The sequence below is a fragment of the Streptomyces sp. NPDC057694 genome (assembly GCF_042799415.1).
In the GTDB taxonomy this organism is placed as follows: Bacteria; Actinomycetota; Actinomycetes; order Streptomycetales; family Streptomycetaceae; genus Streptomyces.
In genome coordinates, this window is record NZ_JBHVIX010000001.1 from 741,480 (window position 1) to 767,566 (window position 26,087).

General features: G+C 73.5%; 14 protein-coding genes. 1 reads left to right on the forward strand and 13 read right to left on the reverse strand.

The features are described from left to right. Positions 1–45: 45 nt before the first annotated feature. From ACFVDP_RS03540 to ACFVDP_RS03600, 13 genes are all read right to left on the reverse strand, one after another. Entirely contained in the window at positions 46–798 is a 753-nt protein-coding gene (locus ACFVDP_RS03540; RefSeq protein WP_383482535.1) for a hypothetical protein, read from the reverse strand. Beyond that, positions 795–5,450 carry an amino acid adenylation domain-containing protein gene (locus ACFVDP_RS03545; protein WP_383482538.1) on the reverse strand — a complete coding sequence of 1,552 codons (4,656 nt, stop codon included), beginning with the start codon at positions 5,448–5,450 and terminating at the stop codon, positions 795–797. Before ACFVDP_RS03545 ends, ACFVDP_RS03540 begins: the two co-directional genes overlap by 4 nt. Then, positions 5,447–6,658, reverse strand: a complete 1,212-nt coding sequence (locus ACFVDP_RS03550) for a cytochrome P450 (protein ID WP_383482541.1) — start codon at positions 6,656–6,658, stop codon at positions 5,447–5,449. Before ACFVDP_RS03550 ends, ACFVDP_RS03545 begins: the two co-directional genes overlap by 4 nt. A gap of 1 nt (position 6,659) precedes the next feature. Further along, positions 6,660–6,863 (reverse strand): MbtH family protein, encoded by a 204-nt coding sequence (locus ACFVDP_RS03555; RefSeq protein ID WP_383482544.1) that lies wholly within the window; start codon positions 6,861–6,863, stop codon positions 6,660–6,662. Between the two features lie 219 nt (positions 6,864–7,082). Then, positions 7,083–12,089 (reverse strand): amino acid adenylation domain-containing protein, encoded by a 5,007-nt coding sequence (locus tag ACFVDP_RS03560; protein ID WP_383482547.1) that lies wholly within the window; start codon positions 12,087–12,089, stop codon positions 7,083–7,085. A gap of 84 nt (positions 12,090–12,173) precedes the next feature. Continuing rightward, positions 12,174–12,917, reverse strand: coding sequence for a thioesterase II family protein (locus tag ACFVDP_RS03565; RefSeq protein WP_383482550.1), 744 nt, complete (start codon positions 12,915–12,917; stop codon positions 12,174–12,176). Continuing rightward, positions 12,914–14,194: a Zn-dependent hydrolase gene (locus ACFVDP_RS03570; protein WP_383482553.1), complete on the reverse strand. Its 1,281-nt coding sequence runs from the start codon at positions 14,192–14,194 to the stop codon at positions 12,914–12,916. Before ACFVDP_RS03570 ends, ACFVDP_RS03565 begins: the two co-directional genes overlap by 4 nt. Before the next feature lie 58 nt (positions 14,195–14,252). Beyond that, complete coding sequence (locus ACFVDP_RS03575; RefSeq protein WP_383482556.1) at positions 14,253–14,846, reverse strand: TIGR00730 family Rossman fold protein; 594 nt, start codon at positions 14,844–14,846, stop codon at positions 14,253–14,255. 479 nt (positions 14,847–15,325) lie between these two features. Next, positions 15,326–18,196, reverse strand: a complete 2,871-nt coding sequence (locus ACFVDP_RS03580) for a BTAD domain-containing putative transcriptional regulator (RefSeq protein ID WP_383482558.1) — start codon at positions 18,194–18,196, stop codon at positions 15,326–15,328. Between the two features lie 298 nt (positions 18,197–18,494). Next, the gene (locus tag ACFVDP_RS03585) at positions 18,495–21,704 is read right to left on the reverse strand and encodes an amino acid adenylation domain-containing protein (RefSeq protein WP_383482561.1); all 3,210 of its coding nucleotides are present in this window, start codon (positions 21,702–21,704) and stop codon (positions 18,495–18,497) included. 29 nt (positions 21,705–21,733) lie between these two features. Continuing rightward, positions 21,734–22,840 (reverse strand): branched-chain amino acid aminotransferase, encoded by a 1,107-nt coding sequence (locus ACFVDP_RS03590; RefSeq protein WP_383482564.1) that lies wholly within the window; start codon positions 22,838–22,840, stop codon positions 21,734–21,736. Positions 22,841–22,868: 28 nt separating this feature from the next. Further along, positions 22,869–23,279 carry a nuclear transport factor 2 family protein gene (locus tag ACFVDP_RS03595; protein ID WP_383482567.1) on the reverse strand — a complete coding sequence of 137 codons (411 nt, stop codon included), beginning with the start codon at positions 23,277–23,279 and terminating at the stop codon, positions 22,869–22,871. 44 nt (positions 23,280–23,323) lie between these two features. After that, positions 23,324–25,258 (reverse strand): amino acid adenylation domain-containing protein, encoded by a 1,935-nt coding sequence (locus ACFVDP_RS03600; RefSeq protein WP_383482569.1) that lies wholly within the window; start codon positions 25,256–25,258, stop codon positions 23,324–23,326. 168 nt (positions 25,259–25,426) lie between these two features. Here ACFVDP_RS03600 and ACFVDP_RS03605 point away from each other — a divergent pair, with 168 nt between their 5' ends. Continuing rightward, positions 25,427–26,086 (forward strand): winged helix-turn-helix domain-containing protein, encoded by a 660-nt coding sequence (locus tag ACFVDP_RS03605; RefSeq protein WP_383482572.1) that lies wholly within the window; start codon positions 25,427–25,429, stop codon positions 26,084–26,086. The last annotated feature ends 1 nt before the right edge of the window (position 26,087 follow it).

Below are 26,087 nucleotides of genomic sequence, written 5' to 3' on the forward strand. Positions count from 1 at the left end.
AGAAGGGGGCTGCCGGCCGGCAGCCCCCTTCTCGTCGCTCCCGAGCTATCGCGCTCCCGCCACGACGGCTCGCAGCGTGGTGTCCGCGGCCTCGCTCAGCAGCAGCGGACCGCCGTTCGTCGCGCAGTGGTGGACCGTCACACCGGACGGGTCGGTCACCAGGCCGGTGAGGTCGACGGCATCCCTGCCGGTGATCACCGTGACGGGGCCGGTGACGGGGACCGGGCCGGCCGCGGGCCCCGCGGCGAGGAAGGCCAGCCAGACGCAGTAGCGGGTGAGGAGGTGCTCGACGAGCTCCTCGGCGTCCTCGTCCCCGCCGTAGGCCGCCGTCAGGTCGTCCTTCAGCGCCAGGAGTTCGGCCCGCAGCGCCGTCAGCAGGGCGTCGCCGCGCAGACCGGCCGCCCGGGCCGACGCGGCGCCCGCGTCGACCCCGAGGTTCCCGCACAGCACGGCGAACTCCTGGAGGAGGTACGCCGACGACCCGGGGTCCGGGTCGAACAGCACGGCGTGCGGGGCCGCCGTCCCGAACCGCTGCCGGCACGCCTCGGCCACATGCAGCGCCAGCGGGGCGGCCGTGCAGTACGCCAGCACGAATCCGGGCGGGCCGTCCGTGAGGCCGTCCCGGACGCGGGCCGCCAGCGCGGGGAGGCCGAGAGAGCCGGTGCGGTCCACGGTGAGGGGGTCGACGCGTACGCAGTCCGTCTCCTTGGTGAGGCGGTCGAGCTTCTGGTCCTCGGGCAGTCCGGTGAACTCCAGCGCGAGCACCTGGTGCCGTCGGCCGCCCGGGGCGCTCCTCATGACGCCGCCTTCGCGTCGAAAAGGTGGCGCAGGTGGGCGTCGGCGATCCGCCGGACGGTGGACTCCTGGTGGTGGTGGGCCGAGTACGTCCAGTTCAGCCGCAGTTCCCCGTCCACCACGGCGGCGACGAGTTCCAGCAGGTGTCCGCGCTCCTCGTCGGGGGCCGTCAGCTCCGGGGTGTCCGTCAGCCAGCGCCAGCCGGGCGCGGCCGCGCTCTGCGAGCGGTACCGCCCCAGGTAGTTGAAGGCGATGTCCGGCCGCCGCGCGCGGGCCAGCCGTTCCCGGACGGCCGTGTCGGGGCCGAGGTACCGCAGGAGTCCGTGGCCGAGCCCGTCGCCGGGCACCCGGGCCGCCTGCGCGACCAGGGCCGCGCGCCGTGCGTCGGGACTGTCCGGTCCTTGCGGGACGGTCAGGCGCAGCGGGTGGCGGACGGCGAGCCAGCCCACCGTGCGGGACAGGTCGAGGCCCGTGTGGCCGGCGTCCCTGCCGTGCCCGTCGACCTCGACGAGAACGTCGTCGCCGGTGCCTTCGTCGGCGACCGACAGGGCCAGCGCGGCGAGCAGTTGCTGGGCCACGGTGCCCTCGCCCCGCGCGGTGCGGGCGATCAGCGTCTCGGTCCGCTCGCGGGAGACGCGGTGGGTGACGGTCCGGCACGAGGAGGTGCGGTTCGGTCCGGTCGGGCCGTGGGGCACGTCGGGCGGCAGGACGGGTCCGGCGTCCTGCCGCTCCCAGAACTCCGCCTCGGCGGCGACGGCGTCCGAGGCCGCGAGTCCGGCGAGGGCGCGGGTCCATACGGAGACGGGTACGGCGGGCGCCGGTGGTTCGGCCGGTGTCCCGTCGCGCAGCCGCTGCCAGCCGTCCGACAGGTCGTCCATGAGGATCCGCCACGACACCCCGTCGGTGCCCAGGTGGTGGAGGGCGAGGAGCAGCCGGTCGGTGCCCGTGCCGGTGCGCAGCAGCGCGGCCTGGAGCAGGGGGCCGTGGGCCGGGTCGATGGCAGCGGCCAGTTCCTCGGCGGTCCGGCGGGTCGCGGCGGTCCGCTGCTCGGGGGTGGTGCCGGTCAGGTCGGTCTCCCGCAGCAGGACCGCGTCCTCGCGGGCCGCCGTGCGCAGGCGCGGCGTTCCGTCCGGTCCGTGGTCCAGCCGCAGGCGCAGGGCTTCGTGGTGGGCGGTGATCCGGTGCAGCAGGGATTCCAGGTCGGCCGCCGGCGGGGTCCAGTCGAGCTCGACGAGTTCGGTGGCCACGTGGTTCGCGTGGTCGAGCGGTGCTTCGAGGAACCAGCGTTGCAGCGGGGTGAAGCCCGCCTCGCCGGTCTCCGCGGAGGCGGCGTCGCCCGTCCCGGACGGGAGGGCCGCGGGGTCGCAGGGGGTGGCGGCCTCGGCCAGCCGGGCGAGGGTCTGGCACTCGAAGACGGTCCTGGGCCGCAGGGCGAGGCCGGCCTCCCTGGCGCGGGCGACCACACGCAGGGCAAGCAGCGAGTCGCCGCCGGCGTCGAAGAAGTTGTCGTGCGCGCCGACGTGGTCCAGGCCGAGGACGTCGGCCCAGATGCCGGCGAGGATCCGTTCCGGTCCCTCGCTCGGCTCCACGGCGGGTGCGGCCGTCTCGGCGCGGAGGCCGGAGGGCGGCGGCAGGAGCCGCCGGTCGACCTTTCCGCCGTTGCTCAGCGGGAGTTCGTCGAGGATCACGATGACCGCGGGCACCAGGTACTCGGGGAGCGACTGTCGCAGGAAGTCCCGCAGCTCGGCGGGGTTGGGCCGGTCGGCTCCGGCCGGCACGACGTAGCCCACGAGCCGCCTTTCGCCAGGGTTGTCCTCGCGGACGGCCACGACGGCTTCGGTGATCGAGGGGTGCGACAGCAGTACGGTCTCGACCTCGCCCGGTTCGATCCGGTAGCCGCGGATCTTGACCTGGTGGTCGAAGCGGCCGAGGAACTCCAGGTTCCCGTCGGGGCGGAAGCGGGCCCGGTCGCCGGTCCGGTAGAAGCGGGCGCCGGGGGTGGTGCTGTGCGGGTCCGGCAGGAACTTCTCGGCGGTGAGCGCCGGGCGGTTCAGGTATCCCCTGGCCACGCCGTCGCCGCCGATGTACAACTCGCCGGTCACGCCGGGCGGCACGGGGTTGAGGTGGTCGTCCAGGACGTACATCTGGGTGTTGGCGATCGGCTTTCCGATCGGTACGACGGAGCGCGGGGCGCCGTCGGCCGGGATCTCGTAGACGGAGCAGCCGACGACCGTCTCGGTGGGCCCGTACTCGTTGATCGTCCGCGCGCCCGGAGCGATCCGCTGCCAGGCCGCGGCCGTCTCCGGTTTCACCTCGTCGGCGCCGACCACGAAGGTCCGTACGGAGGTGAGGGGGTCCTCGGCGCGGTGCGGGCCGTCGAGGTGGGCGCGCAGCACGTCGAGATGGGCGGGGGTGATCTTCAGCAGGCTGAAGTCGCCGGGCCGGCGCAGCAGTTCGGCGAGTCCTTCGAGGCTGCGGTCCTCCGGCAGCAGGGTGACGTCGCGGCCGCCGATGAACGGCAGGAGGAAGTTGGGCACGGACAGGTCGAAGGCGATCGAGCCCAGCATCGGCGCACCGGAGCTGCCGTCGAGGCCGTAGCCGCGCACCGCCCAGACCAGGTAGTTGTTCAGTCCTCGGTGGGTGATGAGGACGCCCTTGGGGCGCCCGGTGGAGCCGGAGGTGTAGATGGCGTAGACGAGATCGCCGGGCAGTGCGGTCCGTCCCGGGTTGTGCTCCGGCTGTTCCGAGGGCCGGTCGCCGTCGAGGAGGACGACCTGCGCGGCCGTCCCGGGCAGCCGGTCGCGGACGGCGCGCTGGGTCAGGACGATCGGTGCCGCGGAGTCCTGGAGGACGTACGCGAGACGGTCGGCCGGGTGGTCGGGGTCCAGCGGTACGTAGGCGCCGCCCGCCTTGAGGATGCCGAGGATGCCGACGAACATCTCCACGCTGTGCCGGACGCACAGGCCGACGAACACGTCGGGGCGTACGCCCAGGTCGCGCAGCAGGTGCGCGACCTGGTTGGCCCGCGCGTTCAGTTGGGCGTAGCTGACGTTCCCGTCCGGGGTGACGACGGCGGTCGCGTCCGGGGTGCGGGCGACCTGCTCCTCGAAGAGTTCGTGCAGGCAGCGGTCGGTGGGGTAGTCGGCGTCGGTGGCGTTCCAGTCCCGCAGGATCGTGCCGGACTCGTCGGCGGGCAGGAGGGCCAGGGTGTCCACCGGGGCGTGCGGGTCGGCGACGATGCCGGTCACCAGGTGGAGGAAGTGGCCGAGCATCCGCTCGGCCGTCGCGGCGTCGAAGAGGTCCGTCGCGAAGACCAGGTCGACGCGCATGCCGTCCGCGCCCCGGTCGGTGGTGAACAGGCCCAGGTCGACCTTGGAGGTGGCGGTCCCGAGATGGGTCGGCTCCACGGTCAGGCCGCTCAGAGTCCACGGCTTCTCGCCGGGTTCCAGGTGCTGGTACAAGGTCTGGAAGAGGGGGTTGCGGCTGAGGTCGCGCGGGGGCGCGAGTTCCTCGACGACCCGGTCGAAGGGGACGTCCTGGTGGGCGATGGCCTCGATGACGGTGCGGCGCGTCCGGGCCAGGAAGGCGTCGAAGCGAGGGCGGTCGCCGAGGTCGGCCGGCAGGGCCGCGGTGGAGGCGAACAGGCCCACCATGTCGTCCAGTTGCCCCGGATCGGCGTGGTCCCGCCCGTGCAGCAGCGTCCCGACGGCGAACCTGTCCTGGCCGGTGTAGCGGTACAACAGGACCTGGAAGGCGGCCAGCAGGGTGGCGAACACGGTCGTTCCCTGGGCCGCCGCGAGAGCGCGTACCCCGTCGGCCGTCTCCGGCGCGATCCGTCCGGTGACCGCGGCGCCCCGGTACGACTGCCGGGGCGGCCGGGGCCGGTCGGTGGGCAGGTCGAGCACGGGCGCGATGTCCTGGAGCGCGCGGCGCCAGTGGTCCAGCCGGCCGGCCAGCCGGGCCGGGTCCTGCCGGGCGAGCTGCCAGCTGCTGAAGCTGCGGTAGTCGGTCCGCAGCTCGGGCAGGACGGCCGGGCGCCGCTCGACGGTGGCGGTGTAGAACTCGGCGAGGTCGCGGGCCAGGACGTCGAAGGACCAGCCGTCGGTGACGATGTGGTGCATGTTGAGCACCAGCAGGTGCTCGTCGTCGGCGACGGTGACCAGCAGCACCCGGAACAGCGGCCCGGCGGCCAGGTCGAACGGGGTCGCCACCTCCTGCCGGGCCAGTTCGAGCGCGCTCTCCCGACATGCGGCGCTGTCCTTGCCGCCCAGGGTGAGCAGCTTCAGGCTGCCGGGCCTCGGGGGCCGGACCATCTGGAGCGGCTCGGATGTCCCGGGGAAGATCGTCCGCAGGGCCTCGTGCCGTTCCACGAGGCGGTCCACGGCGGTGCGCAGGGCCGGGAGGTGGAGCGGGCCGTGCAGCCACATGGCCTCGTTGGCGCTGTAGAGGGCGTTGCCCTCCAGGTAGCGGTCCTGGATCCACAGGCCGCGCTGCGCGGGTGACACGGGCACGGGCAGCGCCGGGTCCACCTGCTCGATGGCGTTCAGGTCCGCGTCGGCACGGCTGCGGCCGCCGGCCAACCGGCGCTGGAGCAGCGCCCTCTTGGCCGGGGACAGCCGGCCGCTGCGGTCGGCCGGTGGGGCTATGTCGCTCATTGCTTCCCTTCCATGCGCACGGGTACGGACTCGTATCCCCAGACGAGGTTGGAGCGCAGTCGGCGGACCGGGCCGGCCGGTTCGACGTGGCGGACGGCTCGGGCGATCTCCTCGAACAGCACCCGCAGTTCCTGTCCGGCCAGGGCCGCGCCGAGGCAGAAGTGGGTGCCGGCGGCGAAGGCCAGGTGCCGGTTGGGGGTGCGGCCCACGTCGAAGCGGGCGCTGTCGGGGAAGACCTGCTCGTCGCGGTTGGCCGACGGGAGCCACAGGGCCAGCCGGTCGCCCTCGCGGATGCGCTGCCCGCCGAGTTCGGTGTCGCGGGTGGCGGTGCGCAGCACGTGCAGGGCGGGGCTGGTGAAACGCAGGATCTCCTGCACGGCGGTGTCGACGAGTTCGGGGCGGGCGCGGAGCCGGTCGAACTCGCCCGGGTCGGCCATCAGGGCCAGCACTCCGCCCACCGTGGCGTGCCGGGTGGTCTCGTTGCCGCCGGAGATGAGCCCGTCGCAGTTGAGGTAGACCTCGGTGTCGGTCAGGGGCCTGCCGTCGAGGGTGCCGCCCGCCAGGGCGGAGACGATGTCCTCGCCCGGCTCCTTGCGGCGCCGCCGGATCAGCTCGGAGTAGTAGACGAGGATCTCGGTGTGGGCCTCGCTGCGCCGCAGGGCGTCGCCCTCGGTGTCGCTGGTGCCGAAGGCGGTGCGGGTGAGGGCGAGCATCTGGTTCCAGTCGGCCTCGGGCACGCCGAGCATGTCGCAGATGACGGAGAGCGGCAGCCGGGACGCCACGTCGACGAGGTCGCACTCGCCCGCCGCGACGGCCTCGGCCACCACGCTGCGGGCGGTGCGGCGCATGGTGTCCGTCAGCCGGCGCACCATCGCGGGCGTGAAGCTGGAGTTGATGATCCGCCGGATCGCCCCGTGCCGGGGCGGGTCGGTGACGATCAGCATCTTGCCGGCGCTGGCCGCGGTCGCCGCCGGGTCGGCGTCCAGCCGCATGCCCTTCTCCGAGCTGTACACGGCGGCGTTCTTGAGGACCTGCGACACCAGTGCGTGGCTGGTGACCGACCAGTAGCCGGGCGCGTGGGCCCGCTCGGTCCAGCAGACCGGGGTGCGGGCGCGCAGCCGCGCCCAGACCGCCTCGGGGTCTCCGGTGCGGTACAGCTCCGGGTCCGACAGGTCCCGTACGGTCTCCGCGTCCCGCAGTGTCGTCATCTCATCGCCCGCCGCGGGTGCGGATGCTCAACGGGCGCATGTCGACCCAGACCTTCTCGATCCGGTCCAGGCACTCCTGGCGGGTTCCGCTCGTGCCTTCGTCGGTCCACCCGGCCGGGTTGGGCCGGGTCGCGGACCAGATGGAGTACTGCTCCTCATGGTTGAGGACCACCTTGTAGTGCTCGACGGGGCCGGTCTCGGACATGGTCGCCTCCTTGAGTGATCGGATGGGTCGGGCGGGACGTGCCCTAGGGCGTGTGTCGAAAGTCCTGCCGTTCGCCCGAAGGGCGGGCCCCGCGGCGCCTGGTGCGTGCGATCGCAAGGCGCCGGAGCGTCCTCATAGCGGAGCTATTAGGGCGTTTCGGCAACGCCGCGAGCGTGCGTGCCAGGCGCCGCGGGGCAGGCAGGACTTTCGACACGCGCCCTAGGACCGGCCGTCCGTGACGATGGCGGCCGCCTCGTGCTCGGGCAGGGCCTCGATCTCGGCGAGCAGCAGGTTCTCCAGCTGCTCGGCCAGCGTCCGTACGGTCGGGTGGTGGAACATCAGGTCGAGCGGGATGTCCAGGTCGAGGGCCTTGCGGAGCCGTGAGACCACGCGCAGGGCGAGCACCGAGTGGCCGCCGACCGCGAAGAAGTCGTCGTCGGGTCCGAACTCGGCGGTCGGCAGCACGGCGCGGTAGGCGTCGGCCACCAGCAGTTCGGCGTGGGTGGGTTCCTCCTCGGCGGGAGCGGCTCCTGCCGGGGTGTCCGCGTCGGACGGTGTCAGCCCGTCCGACGCGTCGGGCCGGACGGCCGGCAGCGTGCTGACCGGGGCCGTCGGATCGGCCGCCGCCGCGTCCAGGACCTGGACCAGGTCGTCGGCCAGGCCCCGTACCCGCTGTTCGTCGAAGAGCGCCATGTCGTACTCCACTTCGCCAAGGAGCCGGTCTCCGTCGGGGCGGAACGCCACCGTCAGGTCGAACTTGGAGACGGTCACGGGCACGGGGTGCTCCCGCAGCCGGAGCCCGGTCTCCGTCTCCCCGCTCCACGGGCCGTCGGCCAGCTCGAAGGCCACCTGGAACAGGGGGTTGGCGCCCGCGACGCGTTCGGGGCGCACTTCGCGGACCACCCGGTCGAACGGGACGTCGGCGCGGTCGAACGCCTCCGCGCAGCGCTGCCGGACGCGTCCCACGACGTCGTCGAAGCCGGGGTCCCCGGCGAGGTCGGCGCGCAGGGCGACCTGGTTGATGAACAGTCCGATGAGGTCGCCGCTCTCCGGCACGCCCCGTCCCGCGACGGACGTGCCGACTGCGAAGTCCCGCTGTCCGGTGTGCCGGGAGAGCATGCACTGGAGTCCGGCGAGCAGGGTCATGAAGAGGGTGGCGGAGCGGTCCTTCGCGAGGCGGCGCAGCGCGGTGACGGTGGCGGCGGACACCGTGAACTCGGTGGCCCGGCCGGTGCCCGCGCGGGAGGCCCCGCGCGGCCGGTCGGTGGGCAGGGCGAGGACAGGCGTCCCGGCCAGGGTCTCCCGCCAGTACGCCAGGTCCTCGTCCGCCGGGTTCTCGGCCTGCCGGCGCAGGGCTCCGACGAGGTCGGCGTACTGCGGAGACGGGGACGGGCCGCGCGGCGCGGGCCGGCCGCCGTGGAGTGCTCCGGTGTACTCGTCCATGAGCGCCGTGAAGAGGATCTGCTGGGACCGCCCGTCGAAGACGAGGTGATGGGTGGTCAGGCAGAGGAGGTGGCGCTCGTCGGCCTGGCGGATCAGCAGGGCCCTCAGCAGCGGGCCGGCCGCGAGGTCCAGCGGGGTGGTCACCTCGGTGTGCAGCAGCGCCGAGACGGCCGCCGGGCGGGCGTCGGGCGGCAGGGGGCGCAGGTCGTGCTCGTCCAGCGCGGGTTCCGTGCCGGGCGGCAGCGCGTGACAGTGGTCAGCGTCCCGGGGGAAGCGACAGCGCAGCACCTCGTGCCGGTCCGTGATGGCGGTCAGGGCCGCCCGGAGTGCGGGTACGTCGAGCGGGCCGTGCAGCCGCAGGGCCTGGGGCACGAGGTACTCGTGCGGGCTCCCGGACAGTTCCACCTGGACCAGCAGGCTCTCCTGGGCCGGTGACAGCGGCAGCGGTCCGGGCCGCTCGGGACGCTCGTACGGTACGGGGCCGGACGCGGCGGCCGGGGCGGCGAGTGCCGTCCTGACGGCGGGGGCGAAGCCGCGGACCGTCGGGCGCAGGAAGATCTCCCGCAGCAGGCCCCGGACGGGCAGGCCCGGCCAGGCGCGGCCGATCGCCTCGATCACCTCGGCGGCGAGCAGTGAGTGCCCGCCGATGTCGAAGAAGTCGTCGAGTACGCCGACCCGTTGGCGGCCCAGCGTCCGCCCCCAGATCTTCGCGAGCCGTTCCTCGACCGGGTCGGCGGGGACGGTTTCGGCCTCCGGTTCCGGGCCGGTGGCGGCGTCCGGGTCGGGCAGGGCGGCCCGGTCGACCTTCCCGTTCTCCGTGAGCGGCATGACGCCGAGCGGCATCAGGACCGCCGGGACCATGTGCCGGGGCAGGGTCTCGGCGAGGGCGTCGCGCAGTTGTTCCGGGGACGGACCGGGCTCGGCCTCGGCCACGTAGTAGCCGACGAGGGCGGCCGCGCCTTGTGCGCCGCCCGCGACCACGACCGCGTCGGCCACGCCCGCGCAGCTGCGCAGGGCGAACTCGACCTCGCCGGTCTCCACCCGCTGACCGCGGATCTTGACCTGGTCGTCGGTGCGCCCGATCAGTTCCAGGGCGCCGTCCGGCAGGTACCGGACGAGGTCGCCGGTGCGGTAGAGACGGCTTCCGGGTACGCCGCTGAAGGGGTCGGGGACGAAGCGCTCGGCGGTGAGCGCGGGCCGGTTGAGGTAGCCGCGCACCACTTGCGAGCCGCCGATGTACAGCTCGCCCAGGGTCCCCGGACGGACCTGGTTGCCGGCCCGGTCGAGGACGTAGAGCTCGGTGTTGTCGACGGGGACGCCGATCGGCACCGCCCCGCCGGTGTCCGCGCCTTCGGCAGCCTCGTGCACACAGCAGCCGACGACGGCCTCCGTCGGCCCGTACTCGTTGAAGAACCGGGCGCGTGGGGCGAGCAGGCGCCACACCCCGACGAGGTCGGCGGGCAGCACCTCGCCGCCGATCACGAAGGCGGCGACGGCATCGGCCGGACCGGCCTCGGCGGCCTCGCCGCGTAGCGCACGCAGATGGGAAGGCGTCAGTTTGACCATGGCCGGCTCCCGGCGAGGGTCGGTCAGGACAGCCGCGAGCAGAGGCAGGGGTTGCTCGTCGGGGACCGCGAGGAGGGGCTCGCCGGACAGCAGCGGCAGGAAGAGCGAGGTGACCGTGAGGTCGAAGCTCAGCGAGGAGTGCAGGACGGAGCCCCCGCCGGTGGTGCGGTACAGGTCCCCCGCCCAGGCCAGGTAGTTGGCCAGACCGCCGTGCGGGACCGCGACGCCCTTGGGACGGCCGGTCGAGCCGGAGGTGTAGATGACGTAGGCCAGGTCCTGCGGTCCGGGAGGCGCGCCCTGCGCGGCCTTGCCGGACAGGGCCGCGAGAGTCTCCCGGGCCAGGTCGAGACGTACGGTGCGGACCGGATGCGGACCGAGGGCGTGCGCCGTCGCGGCGTGGGTGAGGACCAGTGCGGGTGCCGCGTCGTCGGCCATGAGCCGCAGCCGGCCGGCCGGGTACCCGGGGTCGAGCGGCAGATAGGCGGCCCCGGCCTTGAGGACGGCCAGGACGGCGACCACCATGTCGGCGCCGCGCTCCAGGCAGATCCCGACGACCTCACCGGCGGCGACGCCGAGGGTGCCCAGGTGGTGCGCCAGGGCGTCGGACCGGTCCGCGAGTTCGGCGTAGTCGAGGCGGTCCGGCCCGCAGATCACGGCCGGGTCCTTCGGGGTGCGCCGCACCTGGGCCGCGAACCGCTCCAGTACGCCGTCGGGTGTGGGCCTGCGCGGTCCCCTGGAGCGGCGCCTCAGCCACTCCCGCTCCGCCCGCGACAGCAGGTCCAGCTCGGCGACACCCCGCGCGGGGTGCGCCGCGGCCGCGTCGATCAGGGCGAAGAGGTCCTGGTGCACGCGGCGTACGGTCGCGGGGTCGAACAGCTCCGACCGGTACTCCCACAGCGCCTCCAGTTCCCCGTCCGTCTCGACGAAGCTGACGGCCAGGTCCGCGGAGGTGCTGTCGGTGAACAACTGCTCGTACTCGACGTGCAGCCCGTCGAGTTCGACGGCTTCCTGCGGGGTGTTGTGCACCTGGAGCATCGTCTGCACCAGCGGCTGGCGGCCCGGCTCCCGGGGCGGCGCGACCCGCTGGACGACCTGCTCGAACGGTGCGGTCTGGTGGTCGGCGGCATCGAGGGCGACGTCCTTGACGCGGCGTAGCAGCTCCCCGAAGGCCGGGTTGCCGGACGTGTCGATCCGCAGGGCGACGGTGTTGACGAAGAAGCCGATCAGGCCGGCGGTCTCGGCGTGCTGGCGGTTGGCGACGGGGGCGCCGATCACGAGGTCGGTACGGCCCGAGTAGCGGGTGAGCAGGGCCGCGTAGCCGCCCAGCAGCGCGTGGAACAGCGAGACGCCGTGGGCCGTGCACAGGGCGGTCAGACGCTCGTGCGCGGACCGGCCGACGGGGATCCGCAGCACCGCGCCGGCCGTACCGCCGTCGGCGGCCGGCGGCCGGTCGAAGGGCAGTTCGGTGGCGGCGGGGGGCCGGTCGAGCACCCGGGCCCAGTGGTCGGTCTCCCGGTCGAGCACCCCGCCGGAGAGCTGCTCCTGCTGCCAGGCCGCGAAGTCGGCGTACTGGACGGGCAGGGGCGGCAGCGGGGAGGGCTCGCCGAGCCGGAACGCCCTGTAGAGCGTGGACAGTTCGCGGTTGAGCACGCTCTCGGACCAGCCGTCGGCGGCGATGTGATGGATCCTCAGCAGCAGGACGTGGTCCCGCTCGCCCAGCCGGATCAGGTCCCTGCGGAAGGGCACGTCGGTGCCGAGCCGGAACACCTCCCGCGCCCACGCGGCCGCGACGGTCCGCGCCCGGCCGGCCGGGTCGTCCGCACCGCCGAGGTCGTGCACGGGCAGGGGCGTCGGCACGTGGTCCCGCACGATCTGTACGGGAGCGCCGCCCTGCGTGGCGAAGACGGTGCGGAGCACCTCGTGGCGGCGGCACAGCTCGTTCAGCGCGCCCTCGAGCGCGTCCCGGTCCAGCTCGCCGCGCAGCCGCAGCCAGAAGGCGAAGTTCCCCGTGCCGGCGGCACCGTCGGCGGCCGTGTCGAGGTCGTTGAGCAGCAGGAAGCGGCGCTGTCCCGAGGACGCGGGCAGCGGTCCGGTGCGCGGGGCGTGCGGGATGGTGCGGCCGGACCGGGCGCCGGTGGCCCGTTCGGACCGGCGGCGCAGCAGCCGCGCGTCCAGGGACCGGCGCCGTTCTTCAGCGGTTTCCGCGGAGCTGGGCATGTCCCTCCAGTCAGCGATGGGGCGGGAGCCTGTGTGTGGTGGGAGCGTGCCGGGGGTGTCTATCGCCGCTCCTTCGGTGGGCTATCAGGGCAGGAGGTCGGCCCGGATCGTGGCCAGGAGCGCGGCACGCCGCTCGTCGAGATAGAAGTGGCCGCCCGCCACGGTGGTGAGAGCGAACCGCGAGGAGGTGTGCGCGCGCCAGGCGTCGGCCTGGGCCGGGGAGATGTGCGGATCGGCGTCCCCGCAGAACGCCCGGACCGGGAGGTCCAGGGGCGTCGCGGGGGTGTACGTGTACGACTCCAGGACGGCGAAGTCGGCGCGCAGCATGGGCAGGAGCAGCTCGACGAGTTCCGGTTCGGCGAAGAACTCCGGTGGTGCGCCGCCCAGATCCCGCAGTTCCCGGACGAATGCCGGGTCCGGCAGATGCCCGGTCGGCGGCCGCAGGGGCAGTTGGGGCGCCCGGCAGCCGGAGACGAAGAGGTACCGGGGCTGCGGACCGCCGAGTGTGCGGAGCAGGCGCGCGGTCTCGAAGGCGACGCGGGCGCCCATGCTGTGGCCGAACAGGGCGTACGGGCGGTCGGCGGTCGCCGCGATCCCGTCCGCGAGTTCGGCCACGAGCGGCTCCATCCGGGTGTGGGGAGGGTCGGCGAAGCGGGACTCGCGCCCCGGCAGCCGGACCGCCGCCATCTCGATGTCCGGGAGGCCGCCGTCCCATCCCCGGAAGACGCTCGCCCCTCCCCCGGCGTAGGGCACGGCGATGAGCCGTACGGGGGCGTCCGGCAGCGGCCGGGGGACGTGGAGCAGGTCGGAGGCGGCCGCCGCTCTCACCGGTCCCCCGCCCCGAGGGCCAGGGCGGCCTGCAGCAGGACGTCCGCGCCGGCCACGAGGTCGGCCGGGGCGGTGTCCTCCTCCGGGGTGTGGCTGAGCCCCTTCAGACTCGGCACGAAGATCATCCCGGTGGGCGCGACCTCCGCGACGATCTGCGCGTCGTGGCCCGCGCCGCTCGGCAGCCTGGTGTGCCCGTGGCCGAGGTCCTCCGCGCAGGCGGCGATGAGGTCGCGCAGTGCGGGGTCCGTGGGCACGGGCACGGTGCGCAGGGTCTCCTCGGCCACGATCTCGCAGCCGGTGAGCTCGGCGACCGCCCGGAGTTCGGCGACGAACGACGTCGCCGCGTCGGCGATCCGGGCCGCCGATTCGTCGCGGAACTCCACGGAGATGCGGGCCTCGCTGGGGATCACGTTGGTGGCGCCGGGCGACACCGTCACGCATCCCGCGGTCGCCACCCGGCACCGGCCGGCGGTGGTCGCGGTCCGCTCGGCCGCGATGACGACATGGCTCATCGCGACCGCGGCGTCCCGGCGCCGGCCCATCGGCGTGGTGCCGGCGTGCCCCGCGCGACCGCGCACCCGAACGTCGTAGACCACCCGTCCGACGATGTCCGTGACCACCCCGATCGGCAGGTTCAACTCCTCCAGGACCGGGCCCTGTTCGATGTGCAGTTCGAGGTAGGACCGGACCGACCGGGGTGGCCAGGCGGCCCTGCCGAGCTGCGCGAGGTCGCCGCCGGCCAGGTGCAGAGGACCGGCCAGCGAGTCGCCGTGCCGGTCGCGGGGGTCGTCCGGGAGCCGGTCCGTCTGACCGGTCAGCGCCATGGACCCCCAGAAGGGCTGGGGGAACAGGGCGCCCTCCTCGTTGGCGAAGGCCACCGCCACCGGCTCGTGGACGAGCTCGACACCCGCTTCGACGACGGTCTGCAGCACCTCCAGCGCGGCCAGCACGCCGTACGCTCCGTCCAGCCGCCCGCCGTTGAGCACGGTGTCCAGGTGCGACCCCATGAGGACCACGGGGCCGGGGACCGTGTCGTGCGCGCGCCGGATGATCACGTTGCCGGCCTGGTCGACCTCGGTGCGCAGTCCGGCACCGGCGGCCTCGGCCCGCACGTACTGCTGGGCCTGGCGGTCCTCGGCGCTGAACGCCGGGCGGGTGACCCCGCCCAGCGGGTCGGCCCCGATCCTTGCGAGTTCGTCGATCCGGCGCAGCAGCCGCGCCCCGTCGATCCGCAGGGCGCGCAACGCCTCGGTCCCGATCTGCGCGGTGGTGGTCACTGGTTCGCCTTCCTGTCTACGGCTCCCGACGCGGGGTGTGCGGCCTGCCGCGGGGGCGTCATGCGCCCACCCGCACCGGGTCCGTGGCGGACCGTGCGTGGTGTTCCACGAACGCGACGGCCTCGGCGGCCGATCCGGCCAGGTGGAAGGCCGCCCGGGCGGTCGGCCGGGTGAAGCCGCCGGCGTGGATCGCGTCGAACAGGGCGCTCAGCGGCGCCCAGATGCCGTCGTGGTCGACGAGCACGAGCGGCTTGGGGCTCTGGCCGAGGTAGTTCAGCGAGACGACCTCCAGGATCTCGTCGAGGGTCCCGTAGCCGCCGGGGAGGGCGATGAAGGCGTCCGAGCGCCGGATCATCTCCCGCTTGCGGTCGAACATGTCCTCGGTGATGACCATCTCGTCGACGTCGGCCTGGTCGGCGCGTTCCAGCTCGTAGAGGAAGCGCGGCACGATGCCGGTGACCCGCGATCCGGCGGACCGCGCGGCGCGTGCCACCTCGCCCATCAGGCCGGCGCCGCCGGAGCCGTAGATCAGGTCGTGTCCGTTCAGTCCCAGCGTGGCGCCGGCCTCACGGGCCAGCCCGGCGGCCTCGGGCGAGGTGCCCGGGCGCGCTCCGCAGAACACGCAGACCGAGAGGCGTTCCGTCTTCCGCACCGCCGCAGAAGGATCCGAAAGAGCAGTGTCCACGGTGTCCCCTGTCATGAATCCCAGTGATTGACACCCCGATTCTTCAGGGGCGGCTATCACGCCCCTATCGGTGGCCGATCGCCGACCTGCGGCCTGGACGATGGGCGGGCGACAGTGCATGAATACGGCCGCGATACGACGGCTGCCTAGCGTCCGGTCATCCGATCGACGCACCATCGACCTGACTGACCTGGAAGGGATCACACGATGCCTGGTACCCCGCGCATTCTGTCCGTTCTGCTGGCCGCGACCGTCCTGGCTGTGTGTGCGCCGGCGATGGCCACCGCGGCGGCACCGGCCTCAGCGGTGACGCGGGCCGTGGCCGGGGGACCGGGGAGCGGCGTGACCCCGCCGTCCCATCGCCCGGACGAGGACACTCCCTGGACCTGAGTCCGGTCGGTCCTTTCTGCGGGAGCCCGGGGCCCAGGCCCCGGGCTCTCTCCGGCTCAGCCCGCCGTCGTGCCCAGGGCCTCCAGCGTCCGGTCCTCCCACAGGCGCAGGTTCTGCTCCCGGAAGATGGCCAGGGCCCGTTCCAGGTGCCGGCGGGCCCCGGCCGGGTCGGACCGCTTCGCGAGCAGGCTGCCGAGCTCGAACAGGGCCCGGCCCTGCGCGACCGTGTCGCCCAGCTCCTCGCTGATCTCCAGGGTCCGGCGCAGCATCGTTTCTGCTGTCTGGTGGTTGCCGAGTCTCAGGTGCACCGCGCTCATCCCGAGCCGGGCGTAGCTCTCGCCCGCCAGGTCCTCGTTCCGACGCACCAGCAGCAGCACCGTGGTGAACGCCTCGCGGGCCGCGTCGACCCGGTCCTGCTCCAGCTGGGCGAGGCCGAGGCGGTACAGGACCTGGGCCTCGGTGCGCCGGCTTCCCACGGCGCGGCAGATGTCGAGCGCCTCGTCCAGCTGCTTGACCGCTTCGTCGGGCGCGTCGGCGTCCAACTGGTGCTGGGCGATGTTGACGAGGACGTGGGCCACGCCGATCAGGTCGCGGACCTGCCGGAGTTCGTCGAGGGCGGCCTCGTACCGCGCCAGTGAGAGCCGCGTCTCGCCCATGTGGTAGTCGAGCGAGGCCTGGCTGCGCAGGACGAGGGCCCGGCCGTGGCGGTCGTTCAGTTCCTCGAAGAGTTCCATGGCCTGCTGGAGCAGTCCGGGCGCCGTGCCGGTCTGGCGGCGGGTGACGTGCAGGGAACCGAGGGAGGCCAGGATCGCGGCGGTGCCCCGGCGGTTGCCGCTCTCCCGGACCGCGGCGAGCGCGAACTTGTGCGTCTCCGTCCAGTCCTCGTAGTAGCCCCTGGCCTCGAAGAGGGTCACCAGGGTGCTGGCGAGGTCCCAGCACAGCTCGTCCAGGCCCGCGGCGGCGCTGTGGCGCACCGCCGCCGTCAGGTTGAGGCGCTCGCTCTCCAGCCAGCCCAGGGCGTCGTGCAGGGGGATCTCGTGGAATCCGCCGCGGGGCTCCCAGCGCGGTGCGGAACCGTGCAGCAGGGTGAACTGGCCTCCGTAGAGCAGCCCGTGGGCGTGTTCGGTGAGGAACAGCCAGCCTCCGCACACCCGTTCAAGGAGCCGCCGGGAGTCGGTCTCGCCCGAGGGGTCCTCGGGCGGCTGTTCCCGCGCGAAGATGCGGATCAGCACGTGGAACCGGTAGGAGACGCTGCCGGAGGCGCCGTCCGCGATGTAGTCGAGGAGGTGGGCGTCGACCAGTTCGTCGAGCAGGTCCTCGGCCTCCCGTACCGGGACGTCGAGCACGGCCGCCGCCACCCAGCTGGGGAAGGTGTCCCACGGCAGCTCGCTCAGAGCCCGGAAGAGCAGCCGCACGCGGGTCGGCAGGCTGCCGTACGTCAGCGAGATGCTGGCCCGCACCGCGAGGTCGCCGTGGACCAGTTCGTCCAGCCGGCGATGTTCGTCGGCGAGCCGCCGCACCATGGTCGCCAGCGTCCAGTGCGGGCGGGCGGCGAGCCGGGCCCCGGCGACGCGCAGCGCCAGCGGAAGGCCTCCCACCAGCTCGGAGAGGGTACGGGCGGCGGCCGGCTCGGCGCGCACCCGGTCCTCGCCGACGACCCTGCCGAGCAGTTCGATGGCCTCGCTCTGGTCGAACTGCCCGACGTTGACCAGCAGGGAGCCGGGGAAACCGGTCAGCCGAACCCGGCTGGTGATGATCACCGCGCAGCCCGCGCTGCCCGGCAGCAGCATCCGCACCTGGGCCTCGTCGGCGACGTCGTCGAGGACGATCAGCGCCTTCCGGGCGGCGAGGCGGCTGCGGTAGAGCCGGGCCCGTTCCTCCACGGTGTCGGGGAAGTTGGTGCCGGGCGGGCTCAGGGCCCGCAGGAAGGACATGAGCAGGTCCTCGCTGGAGACAGGGTCGGGCCTGGTCCCTCGTAGGTCCGCGTAGAGCTGTGTGTCGGGGAAGTGGGTGGCGGCGAGCCGGTGCGCCACATGGATGGCCAGGGCGCTCTTGCCCACGCCGTTCTTGCCCGCGACGACGACGATCGGCACCACGCCGCAGGGACCGGCCGCGGGGTCGGAAGGCGTCAGTGCGCGCTCCATGGTCCCGACGTGTTCCGCACGTCCGGTGAAGTCGCTGGTGGCCGCGATGAGTTGGCGGGGTCCGCCGGTGTTCGCGGCGGGCTCGGCGGTGTCCGTCCAGTCGAGGCCGGGTTCATGGGTGAGGATGGCGCTTTCCAGTCGCCGCAGTTCTTCGCCCGGTTCGATGCCCAGCTGATCGACGAGTTCGGCGCGGGCGGTGCGGAACGCCTTCAGCGCCTCGGCCTGCCGGCCGGATCGGTAGAGGGCGAGCATGAGCTGGCCGCACAGCCGCTCGCGCAGGGGGTTCTGGGAGACGAGGGTCATCAGTTCGCTCACCAGTTCGCGGTGCCGGCCCAGCTGGAGTTCGCGGTCCACGCACTCCTCGTAGACGCTCAGCCGGGTCTGGTCGAGCCGGGCCGCCTTCGCCCGGACGAGCCGGCTGGTGACGCTGGCCAGCGCGTTGCCCGACCAGAGCGCGAGCGCGTCGCGCAGCAGGGCGGCGGCCTCGGCGAGGGATCCGGCGCGGAAGACCCGGCCGGCCTCGGCCACCGTGTCCTCGAAGACCTGCATGTCGAGCTGGTCGGCCCCGATCCGGATCAGATAGCCCGGCGCGCGGGTCTCGATGATTCCGCCGGCGTCGGCCAGGATCCGGCGCAGCGCCGACACGCATATCTGTATCTGGCTGCCCGCCGTCGTCGGCGGGTCGTCCCCCCAGATCGCGTCGATCAGGCGGTCCGTGCCGACGACGTGGTTGGCCTCCAGGAGCAGCATCGACAGCACGGTCTGCTGACGTCCTGCCCTCAAGGGGACCGGACGGTCCCCGATCAGTATCTCGACAGGTCCCAGAACGCGGAACCGGACCGACGGCGCATCCCCGTCACCCTCTTTGACCAAGGCAGACAAAGTTCCCCCCGCACCGCGACTCGCTCTCCCGCCGATGGGACAGCCGCAGGCGTTCGGACCGGGCTGGATCGCAGCCCTGGACCTACTGACCTGGTTCCCCTGTGGTCGTAGTGAACTAGCGAGACCTTACCCAGCATCTTAGGAAAAATGCGATGCCCGGTTCCACAACCGCGCAACCGGAATATGCCCGATCGGGCTCTCAGTCCTGGGAGTCCGCGGCGGCCCGTACGGCCTCGGTGAAGTCGCCGAGCCGGGTGCTGTCGAAGAGCGTGCGGACGGGCAGCGCGAGGTCGAAGTCCTGCCGGAGGCGGACGATCACCTGGGTGGCGCTCAGCGAATTGCCGCCGAGCGCGAAGAAGTCGTCGCTCCTGGCGATGGCTCCGGCGCCGAGCACCTCGGCCCAGATCTCGGCGATCGCCTCTTCCAGGGGCCCGTCCGGGGCCTGCGCCGCGTCGCCCGTGTCGGCCCGCTCGGGCGCCGGCAGTGCCTTGCGGTCGATCTTCCCCGCTCCGGACACCGGCAGCCGGTCGAGGAGCACCACGTGGGACGGCACCATGTAGTGCGGCAGGGTGCGCCCGCACAGCTCGCGCAGTTCCTCCGTGCCCGGGGCCGTGCCGGGCCGGGCGACCACGTACGCGACGACGGCCGGCGCCGAGGGGATGTCCTCGCGGACGACGACCACCGCTTCCCGGACCCCGGGGTGCGCGGCGACCGTCCGCTCGATCTCGCCGAGCTCGATCCGGAACCCGCGGACCTTGACCTGACCGTCCAGGCGGCCCAGGAACTCCAGATCGCCCGTCTCGTTGCGGCGGACCAGGTCACCGGTCCGGTAGAGCCGTGCGCCCGGCGCCCCGCCGAAGGGGTCGGGAACGAAACGCTCGGCGGTCAGCGCCGGCCGGCCGAGGTAGCCACGGACGACCGTCGGTCCCGCGACGCACAGTTCACCGGGCGCCCCGTCGGGGACCGGCCGGAGTTCCTCGTCCAGGACGCGCGCCGCCGTGCCGGGCACCGGGCGGCCGATGGGTACACCTGCCACGTCCTGCGGGGTGACCCGGTGCCAGGTCGACCAGATGGTCGCCTCGGTCGGCCCGTACAGGTTGAAGAAGCGCCGGTCCCCCGCTGCCCAGCGGGCGGCCAGGGCGGGCGGGCAGGGTTCGCCGGCGACCGAGACCGTCCGCAGGGCGGGCAGGTCCGCGTCCTCGACGAGGGCGGCCAGCGCGGACGGCGGGAGCACCAGCGCGGTGATCGCCTGCTCCTGGAGGAAGGCGGTGAGGTCCACGGGCACGCCCCGGTCCATGGGCGCGAGGTGCAGGGCGGCTCCGGCGCCGAAGGCCATCAGCATCTCGAAGACGGACGCGTCGAAGCTCGCGGAGGCGAAGTGCAGCACCCGGTCGTCGGCGGTCAGTGCGAGCACCGAGTCCATAGCGTCGAGGACGACGCGCAGGCCCCGGTGGGGCACGCCCGTGCCCTTGGGGCGGCCGGTCGAGCCGGACGTGTAGATGACGTAGGCGAGGTGGTCGGCCCCGGTCGCGGGGACGGCCGGCGCGTGGCCGGGGGTCTGCTCCGCCTCGGCGGTCAGGTCCTCGACCGGTACGGCTGTTCCCCGCAGGTCCGCCGCGGGGCCCGGCAGGGCGCGGGAGGTGATGACCAGTCCGGGGGCGGCGTCGTCGATCATGAACCCGATCCGCTCGGCGGGGTAGGCCGGGTCGAGGGGCAGATAGGCCCCGCCCGCCTTGAGCGTGGCGAGAACGGAGACGATCTGGTCGAGACCGCGTTCGAGGTGGATGCCGACGACGCTCTCCGGCCCGATCCCCCGGCCGGTGAGGACGTGCGCCAGCCGGTCGGCCCGCTCGGCGAGTTCGCGATACGTCAGGGTCTCTCCCCCGGCCACCAGCGCCGGGGCGTCCGGGGTGCGGCGGGCCACCGCGTCGAAGTGCCGGGCGAAGTTCCAGCCCTCGGCGCCCTCTTGGGCGGGAGCGGAGTCGGGGGCGTCTTCGCGGATGCCGTCGGTCCCGGTTGGCGCGGTCCTGGCCAGGTCGGCGACGGCGCGGTCGGGATCGGCGACGACGGCCCGCAGCAGATCGACGTACTGGCGCTGCATCCGCTCGATCCCGGCGGGCCCGAAGAGGTCGGTGCGGTAGTCCCAGACACAGGTGTACGCGTCCTCCTCGCGCAGGACCGCCACGACGAGGTCGACCGGCGCGGGCGCGCTGGCCATGACCAGCGGCTCGAACGACAGCTCCGGCGTCCGCAGGGACCGCCGGTTCAGGTCGGCGAGCTGGAACATGACGTCGAAGAACGGCTGGCTGCGGCCCTGTTCGTACTCCGGGGCAATGTCCTGGGCGATCTGCTCGAACGGCACGTCCTGATGCGCGTACGCCTCCAGGGTCACCTCGTGGACGCGGGCGAGCAGTTCCCCGAAGGACGGGCGGCCGGTCAGGTCGAGGCGCAGGCCCACCGTGTTGACGAAGAACCCGATCAGGTCCTCCAGCTCCGGCCGGGTGCGGCCCGACAGCAGCGATCCGACCACGAAGTCGTCCTGCCGCCCGTACCGGCCGATCAGGACGCCGAAGGCCGACAGGAGCACGGAGAACAGCGACGCCCCCTCGCGCCGGGCCAGTTCCTCCAACTCGTGGATCAGCCCGTCGGGAAGCGGATGCGAACGGGAGGCGTTGGCCGCGGCGCCCTCGGCGTCCTGGCGCCGGTGGAAGGTGAGCCGGGGCGTCTCGCCCCCGAGCCGGTCACGCCAGTAAGCGAGTTGGCGGCGCTGCGCCTCGCCCTCCAGCCACTCCCGCTGCCAGTCGGCGTAGTCCGCGTACTGCACCGGCAGCTCCGGCAGCGGTGAGGGTGAGCCGGACGCGAGGGCCGGGTACAGCGAGACCAGTTCGGTGTGCAGGACCTGGAGGGACCGGGCGTCGCAGACCAGGTGGTCCAGGGTGAGCAGGAGGACGTGCTCGTCCTCGGCGGGCCGGAAGAGGACGGCGCGCAGGGGCAGTTGCACCGACACGTCGAACGGGGCGTGCAGGTCGCGTTCGGCCTCGACCTGCCAGGCGGTCTCCGGGTCGGCGCTGGCGCGCAGGTCCACCTCGCGCAGGGGCAGCGTCGCCTCGGCGGAGATGAGCTGGACGAGTGCGCCGTCCTCCAGGACCAGCCGGGTGCGGAGCACCTCGTGGCGGCGCAGGATCTCGGCGAGGACGCGGCGCAGCAGCGTGGTGTCCAGGGCGCCCTGGAGGCGCAGGCCCATCTGGATGTTGTACGTCGCGGCGCCGTCCTCCATCTGCTCCATGACCCACAGCCGCTGCTGGGCGAAGGATGCCGTGGCGACGAACTCCTCCCCGCCGGCGGGCGCGGGCGCCCCGGCGGGCTCGGCGGGTGCGGACGTCGGCACGGCGGCGTTGACGGTGGTCATGTGAGGTCTCCTGTTCGGCGTTGGCGAGGTCAGTGGGCTCGGGCGGTACCGGCCACGCGCCGGATCCAGGGGGCGAAATGGGGGCTCCTGCCCTGCTGGGCGGCGGTGAGCGCGGAGCGCAGGGCGAGGGTCACCGGGCCGGGCTCGCCGGTGCCGACCCGCCAGCGGTCGTCGCCGTCGTGCACCGTGCCGATGGGGGTGATCCCCGCCGCGGTTCCGCAGGCGAAGGCCTCGGTGAGGTCGCCGCCGCGGCAGGCGTCCCGCCACGCGTCGACGGACAGCCGCTCCTCACCGGTGTGCAGCCCGAGCCGCTCCGCGAGGCCGAAGACGCTGTCCCGGGTGACGCCGGGCAGGATCGTGCCGCCGCGCGGCGGGGTGACGAGGCGTGCGGCCGTGCCCGTTCCGCGGACGAAGAAGACGTTCATTCCGCCCATCTCCTCCACCCACCGCCGCTCGGCCGCGTCGAGCCAGATGACCTGGTGGCAGCCGGCGCGCGTGGCCTGCTGCTGGGTCAGGTATCCCGGGGCGTAGTTGCCGGCGCACTTGACGTCGCCGGTGCCGCCGGGTGCGGCCCGGCTGCGGTCCCGGCTGATCCACACGGAGACGGGGTCGGGGCGGTCGGCGAAGAACCCGCCGGTCAGAAAGGCGATCAGCACGAACCGGTACTCCCGGGCCGGGCGCAGCGCCAGCACCGGTTCCGACGCGTAGAGCACCGGGCGCAGATACAGGCTGAGCGCGGGGTCGTCGGGCAGCAGGTCCGCATCCGCGCCCACGAGGTCGTCCACCGCCCGCAGGAAGGTCTCCACCGGCATCTCCGGCATCGCAAGGCGGCGTGCGGAGCGCTGGAACCGCAGCGCGTGGTCCACCGGGCGGAAGACCCCCACGGTGCCGTCCGCCTGGCGGTACGCCTTCAGCCCTTCGAAGACCACCTGTCCGTAGTGCAGTCCCACCATCGCCGGATCCATCGCCAGCGGGCCGCGCTTCCCGAGAGTGCCCGGCGCCCAGCCCCGGTCCGCGGTCCATTCGGCCGTGACCATGTGATCGGTGAAGGTCTCGCCGAAGGCGAAGCGGGCGGGCGCGGAGGCGGGCGGGGCGGTCTGGCTCCCGGCGGGCTCCACGACGGACTCGGTGGTCATGGCGACTCCTCGGTTCGGGCGGCGGGGGTTATACGAGCGGGGTGAAGAAGTACGTGTCCCGGGTGGCGAAGGTGAGTTCGCGCGTCAGCGTGAAGAAGTCGGCGAACCGCAGCCCCACCCGCTCCCCCGTGCGCAGCAGTCCGTTGAACTCGCCCTGCACGGCGACGCGTTCACCGTCGACCACGGTGTCGGTCACGGTGTGGGCGCCCTCGGCGATGATCCGCTCGCCCTGGTAGAAGCGCCGCAGGTCGCCGTGGCCCACCAGGGGCTCGTAGCCGGGCCGTCGATAGCGGGCGTCCGGCGCGAACAGGGCGAGCAGGCCTTCGACGTCGCCCGCGTCGACGCTCGTGTAGTACGCCCGGACCCGGTCCAGCACAGCGGCCTCGTCGGGGAGGGCGGTGCGGGCCGTGGGCGCGGCGGGCTGCGTCTGGGTGGGCATGGTGCCTCCTTGGGGACGGTGGGTCAGCCTTGGGGACGGTGGGGTCAGCGCGTCGCGGCGGGGCCGGTGCGGGGCGTGCGGGCCACGCGGCGCACCCGGGTGATGGCCTTCACCGGCTCGGCCGCGGGTTCTTCGGCTCTGATGCGGTCCACCTCGGCGGCGACGCCGGCGAGCGTGGACGAGCGCTGGTAGAGGAAGGGGAGCGGGAATTCGACGCCCCAGCGGCCGCGGATGCGGGCGGTCATCCTGGTGGCGAGGAGGGACTGACCTCCCAGGTCGAAGAAGCCGTGGTCGCGGCCCACTTCCTCGGTGTCGAGCAGTTCCTCCCAGACGGTGGCGAGGAAGCGTTCCGTCTCGGTCTGCGGCGCCACGTAGGCGCGGTCGTCCCCGCCGGATCCGACGGGGGCCGGCAACGCCTTCTTGTCCACTTTGCCGTTGGGCGTCAGGGGGAGGCGGTCCATCAGGACGACGGCGTCCGGCACCATGACGGGCGGCAGTTCGCGCCGCAGGGACGCGCGCAGTCCGGCCGGCGACGGCGGGTCGTCCGCGGCGAGCGGCACCGCGTACGCGGTGAGGCCGAGGCACTGGCCCTGCCCGTCCCGGCGCGGCAACACCACCGCGTCCCGGACCTCGGGATGGCGGCGCAACCGCTGGGCCACCTCGCCCGGTTCGACGCGGAAGCCGCGGATCTTCACCTGGTCGTCGATGCGCCCGGCGAAGGCGAGCAGCCCGTCCGGCCCCTTGGCGGCCAAGTCGCCGGTCCGGTACAGCCGTGCGCCGGGCACCGGGCCGAAGGGGTCGGGTACGAACTTCTCGGCGGTGAGCGCCGGTCGGGCGAGGTAGCCGTGCGCCACGCCCGGTCCTCCGACGTACAGCTCCCCCGGCGTGCCGTCCGGGACCGGGGCGCCGTCCTCGTCCAGAAGATGGACCGTACGGTCGCCGACCGGGCGCCCGATGGGGATCCCGTCCGGGCGCTCGGTGTCCTGGACGGCGATGGGATGCACGGTGCTGAAGACCGTGCATTCCGAGGGCCCGTAGCCGTTGACGATCCGGGTCCCGGGCAGGGCCCGCAGAGCGCGGGCCACATGGTCGGGCGACAGCGCCTCCCCGCCGGTCAGCAGGTACTTCAGGCCGCGCAGCGGCTCGGGGCCGATGTCGACGATCGTGTTGAAGGCCGCGGCCGTCAGCCACAGGACGGTGGCTCCACGGGCGGCCGCGTCGCGGGCCACGGCCCACGGATCGCCCGCGTCGCCCGCGAAGACGACGACCGTTCCGCCGCTCAGCAGGGCGGGCATGAGGTCCAGGATGTGGCCGTCCCAGGAGAGGGCCGAGTGGTGCACGGCGACGGCGCCGGGCCCCCAGTACGCGTAGTCCTCACCGCCGAAGAAGCCGGTGACCGCCCGGTGCGGGACCTCGGTTCCCTTGGGCGCTCCGGTGGACCCGGAGGTGTAGGGCACGTACAGGACGTCCTCGGCGCCGACGGGGACGCCGGGATCCTCGCCGGACCAGGCGCCCGACTCCGCGGCCCGCGCGTCGAGTACGGGGGTGTCGTACAGGCCGGTGCGGTAGGCGTCGGTGCCGTGGGGATCGGTGCCGGACGGGGGCGCGAGCACGAGGGCGATCCGGTTCTCGGCGGCCATCAGGCGCAGCCGGTCCGGTGCCTGCCCGGCGTCCAGCGGCACGTACGCCGCACCCGTCTTCGCGACGGCGAGCATCGCCACCACGAACTCCACGGACCTGGGCACGGCGAGCCCCACGCGGTCACCGGCGCCGATGCCCCGGTCGATCAGGAAGTGCGCCAACCGGTTGGCCAGGGCGTTGAGTTCGCGGTACGTGAGCGAGCGCCGCTCCCGTACGAGCGCCACGGCGTCGGGAGTCCGTCGTGCCCATGCCTCGAACAGGGCACCCACGCCGCCCTGTTCCCCGGGCAGGGCGGGGTGCCTTCGAGGCCCGTCCGTCGTGTCACGGCCTACGTCCACCAGGACTCCCTCGGTCCGCAGTTGATGTGGCGTGACCATCCCCCCGGCTGCTATCGGCCGGGCTTCCCGCCCCTATCGCGCCATGAAGGTGGGCCCGCCCGTCGTGCGGATCCGCGGATCCAAAGCAAACCCTTGACATTGGCCGAGTCCGCCCGTCATGTTCAAAGCATGTCCTTTGAATCGACGCCGCCCGATCCGACGCCCGATCAGACGCCCGATCAGACGCCCGATCCGAGGACGCGGGTTCTGAGGGACCCCAGTGCCATCCGTGCCCTTGCCCACCCCCTGCGAGTGGAGCTGTACGCGCTCATCGGCCGGACAGGGCCGCTCACTTCGGCGGAGGCCGGGCGCGAGCTCGGGATCAGCCAGGCCCTGGCCTCCCACCACATCCGGCAGCTGGCCCGCCACGGCTTCCTCACGCGTGCCCCCGGCCGCAACAACCGGGAGCACCCCTGGCAGGCCGCGTCACATTCCATGAGCTGGCGGGGTGCCGGGTCGACCCAGGAGGGCGCGGCGGCGGCGGACCTCCTGGAGCAGGTCTTTCTCGAATCCGCCGTCAATCGCTACCTGGCCTGGCAACAGGCGCGCGGTGGATCGGAGCCGGGCTGGCGCGACACGGCAGGCGTCGGTTTCAACAGCGTGTATCTGACCACCGAAGAGCTCGAAGGCCTCGTCGGCGCGATCGACGCGCTGATCAAGCCGTACGTCGAAGCGCGCCCGATCGACGACCCCGCGACACGCCCCGAGGGCAGCAGGCTCGTCGACCTGACGTATCTGGTCTCGGTGGAACCGCCCTCGGCAGACGCCGACGAACCCCCGGAAGGGTGAC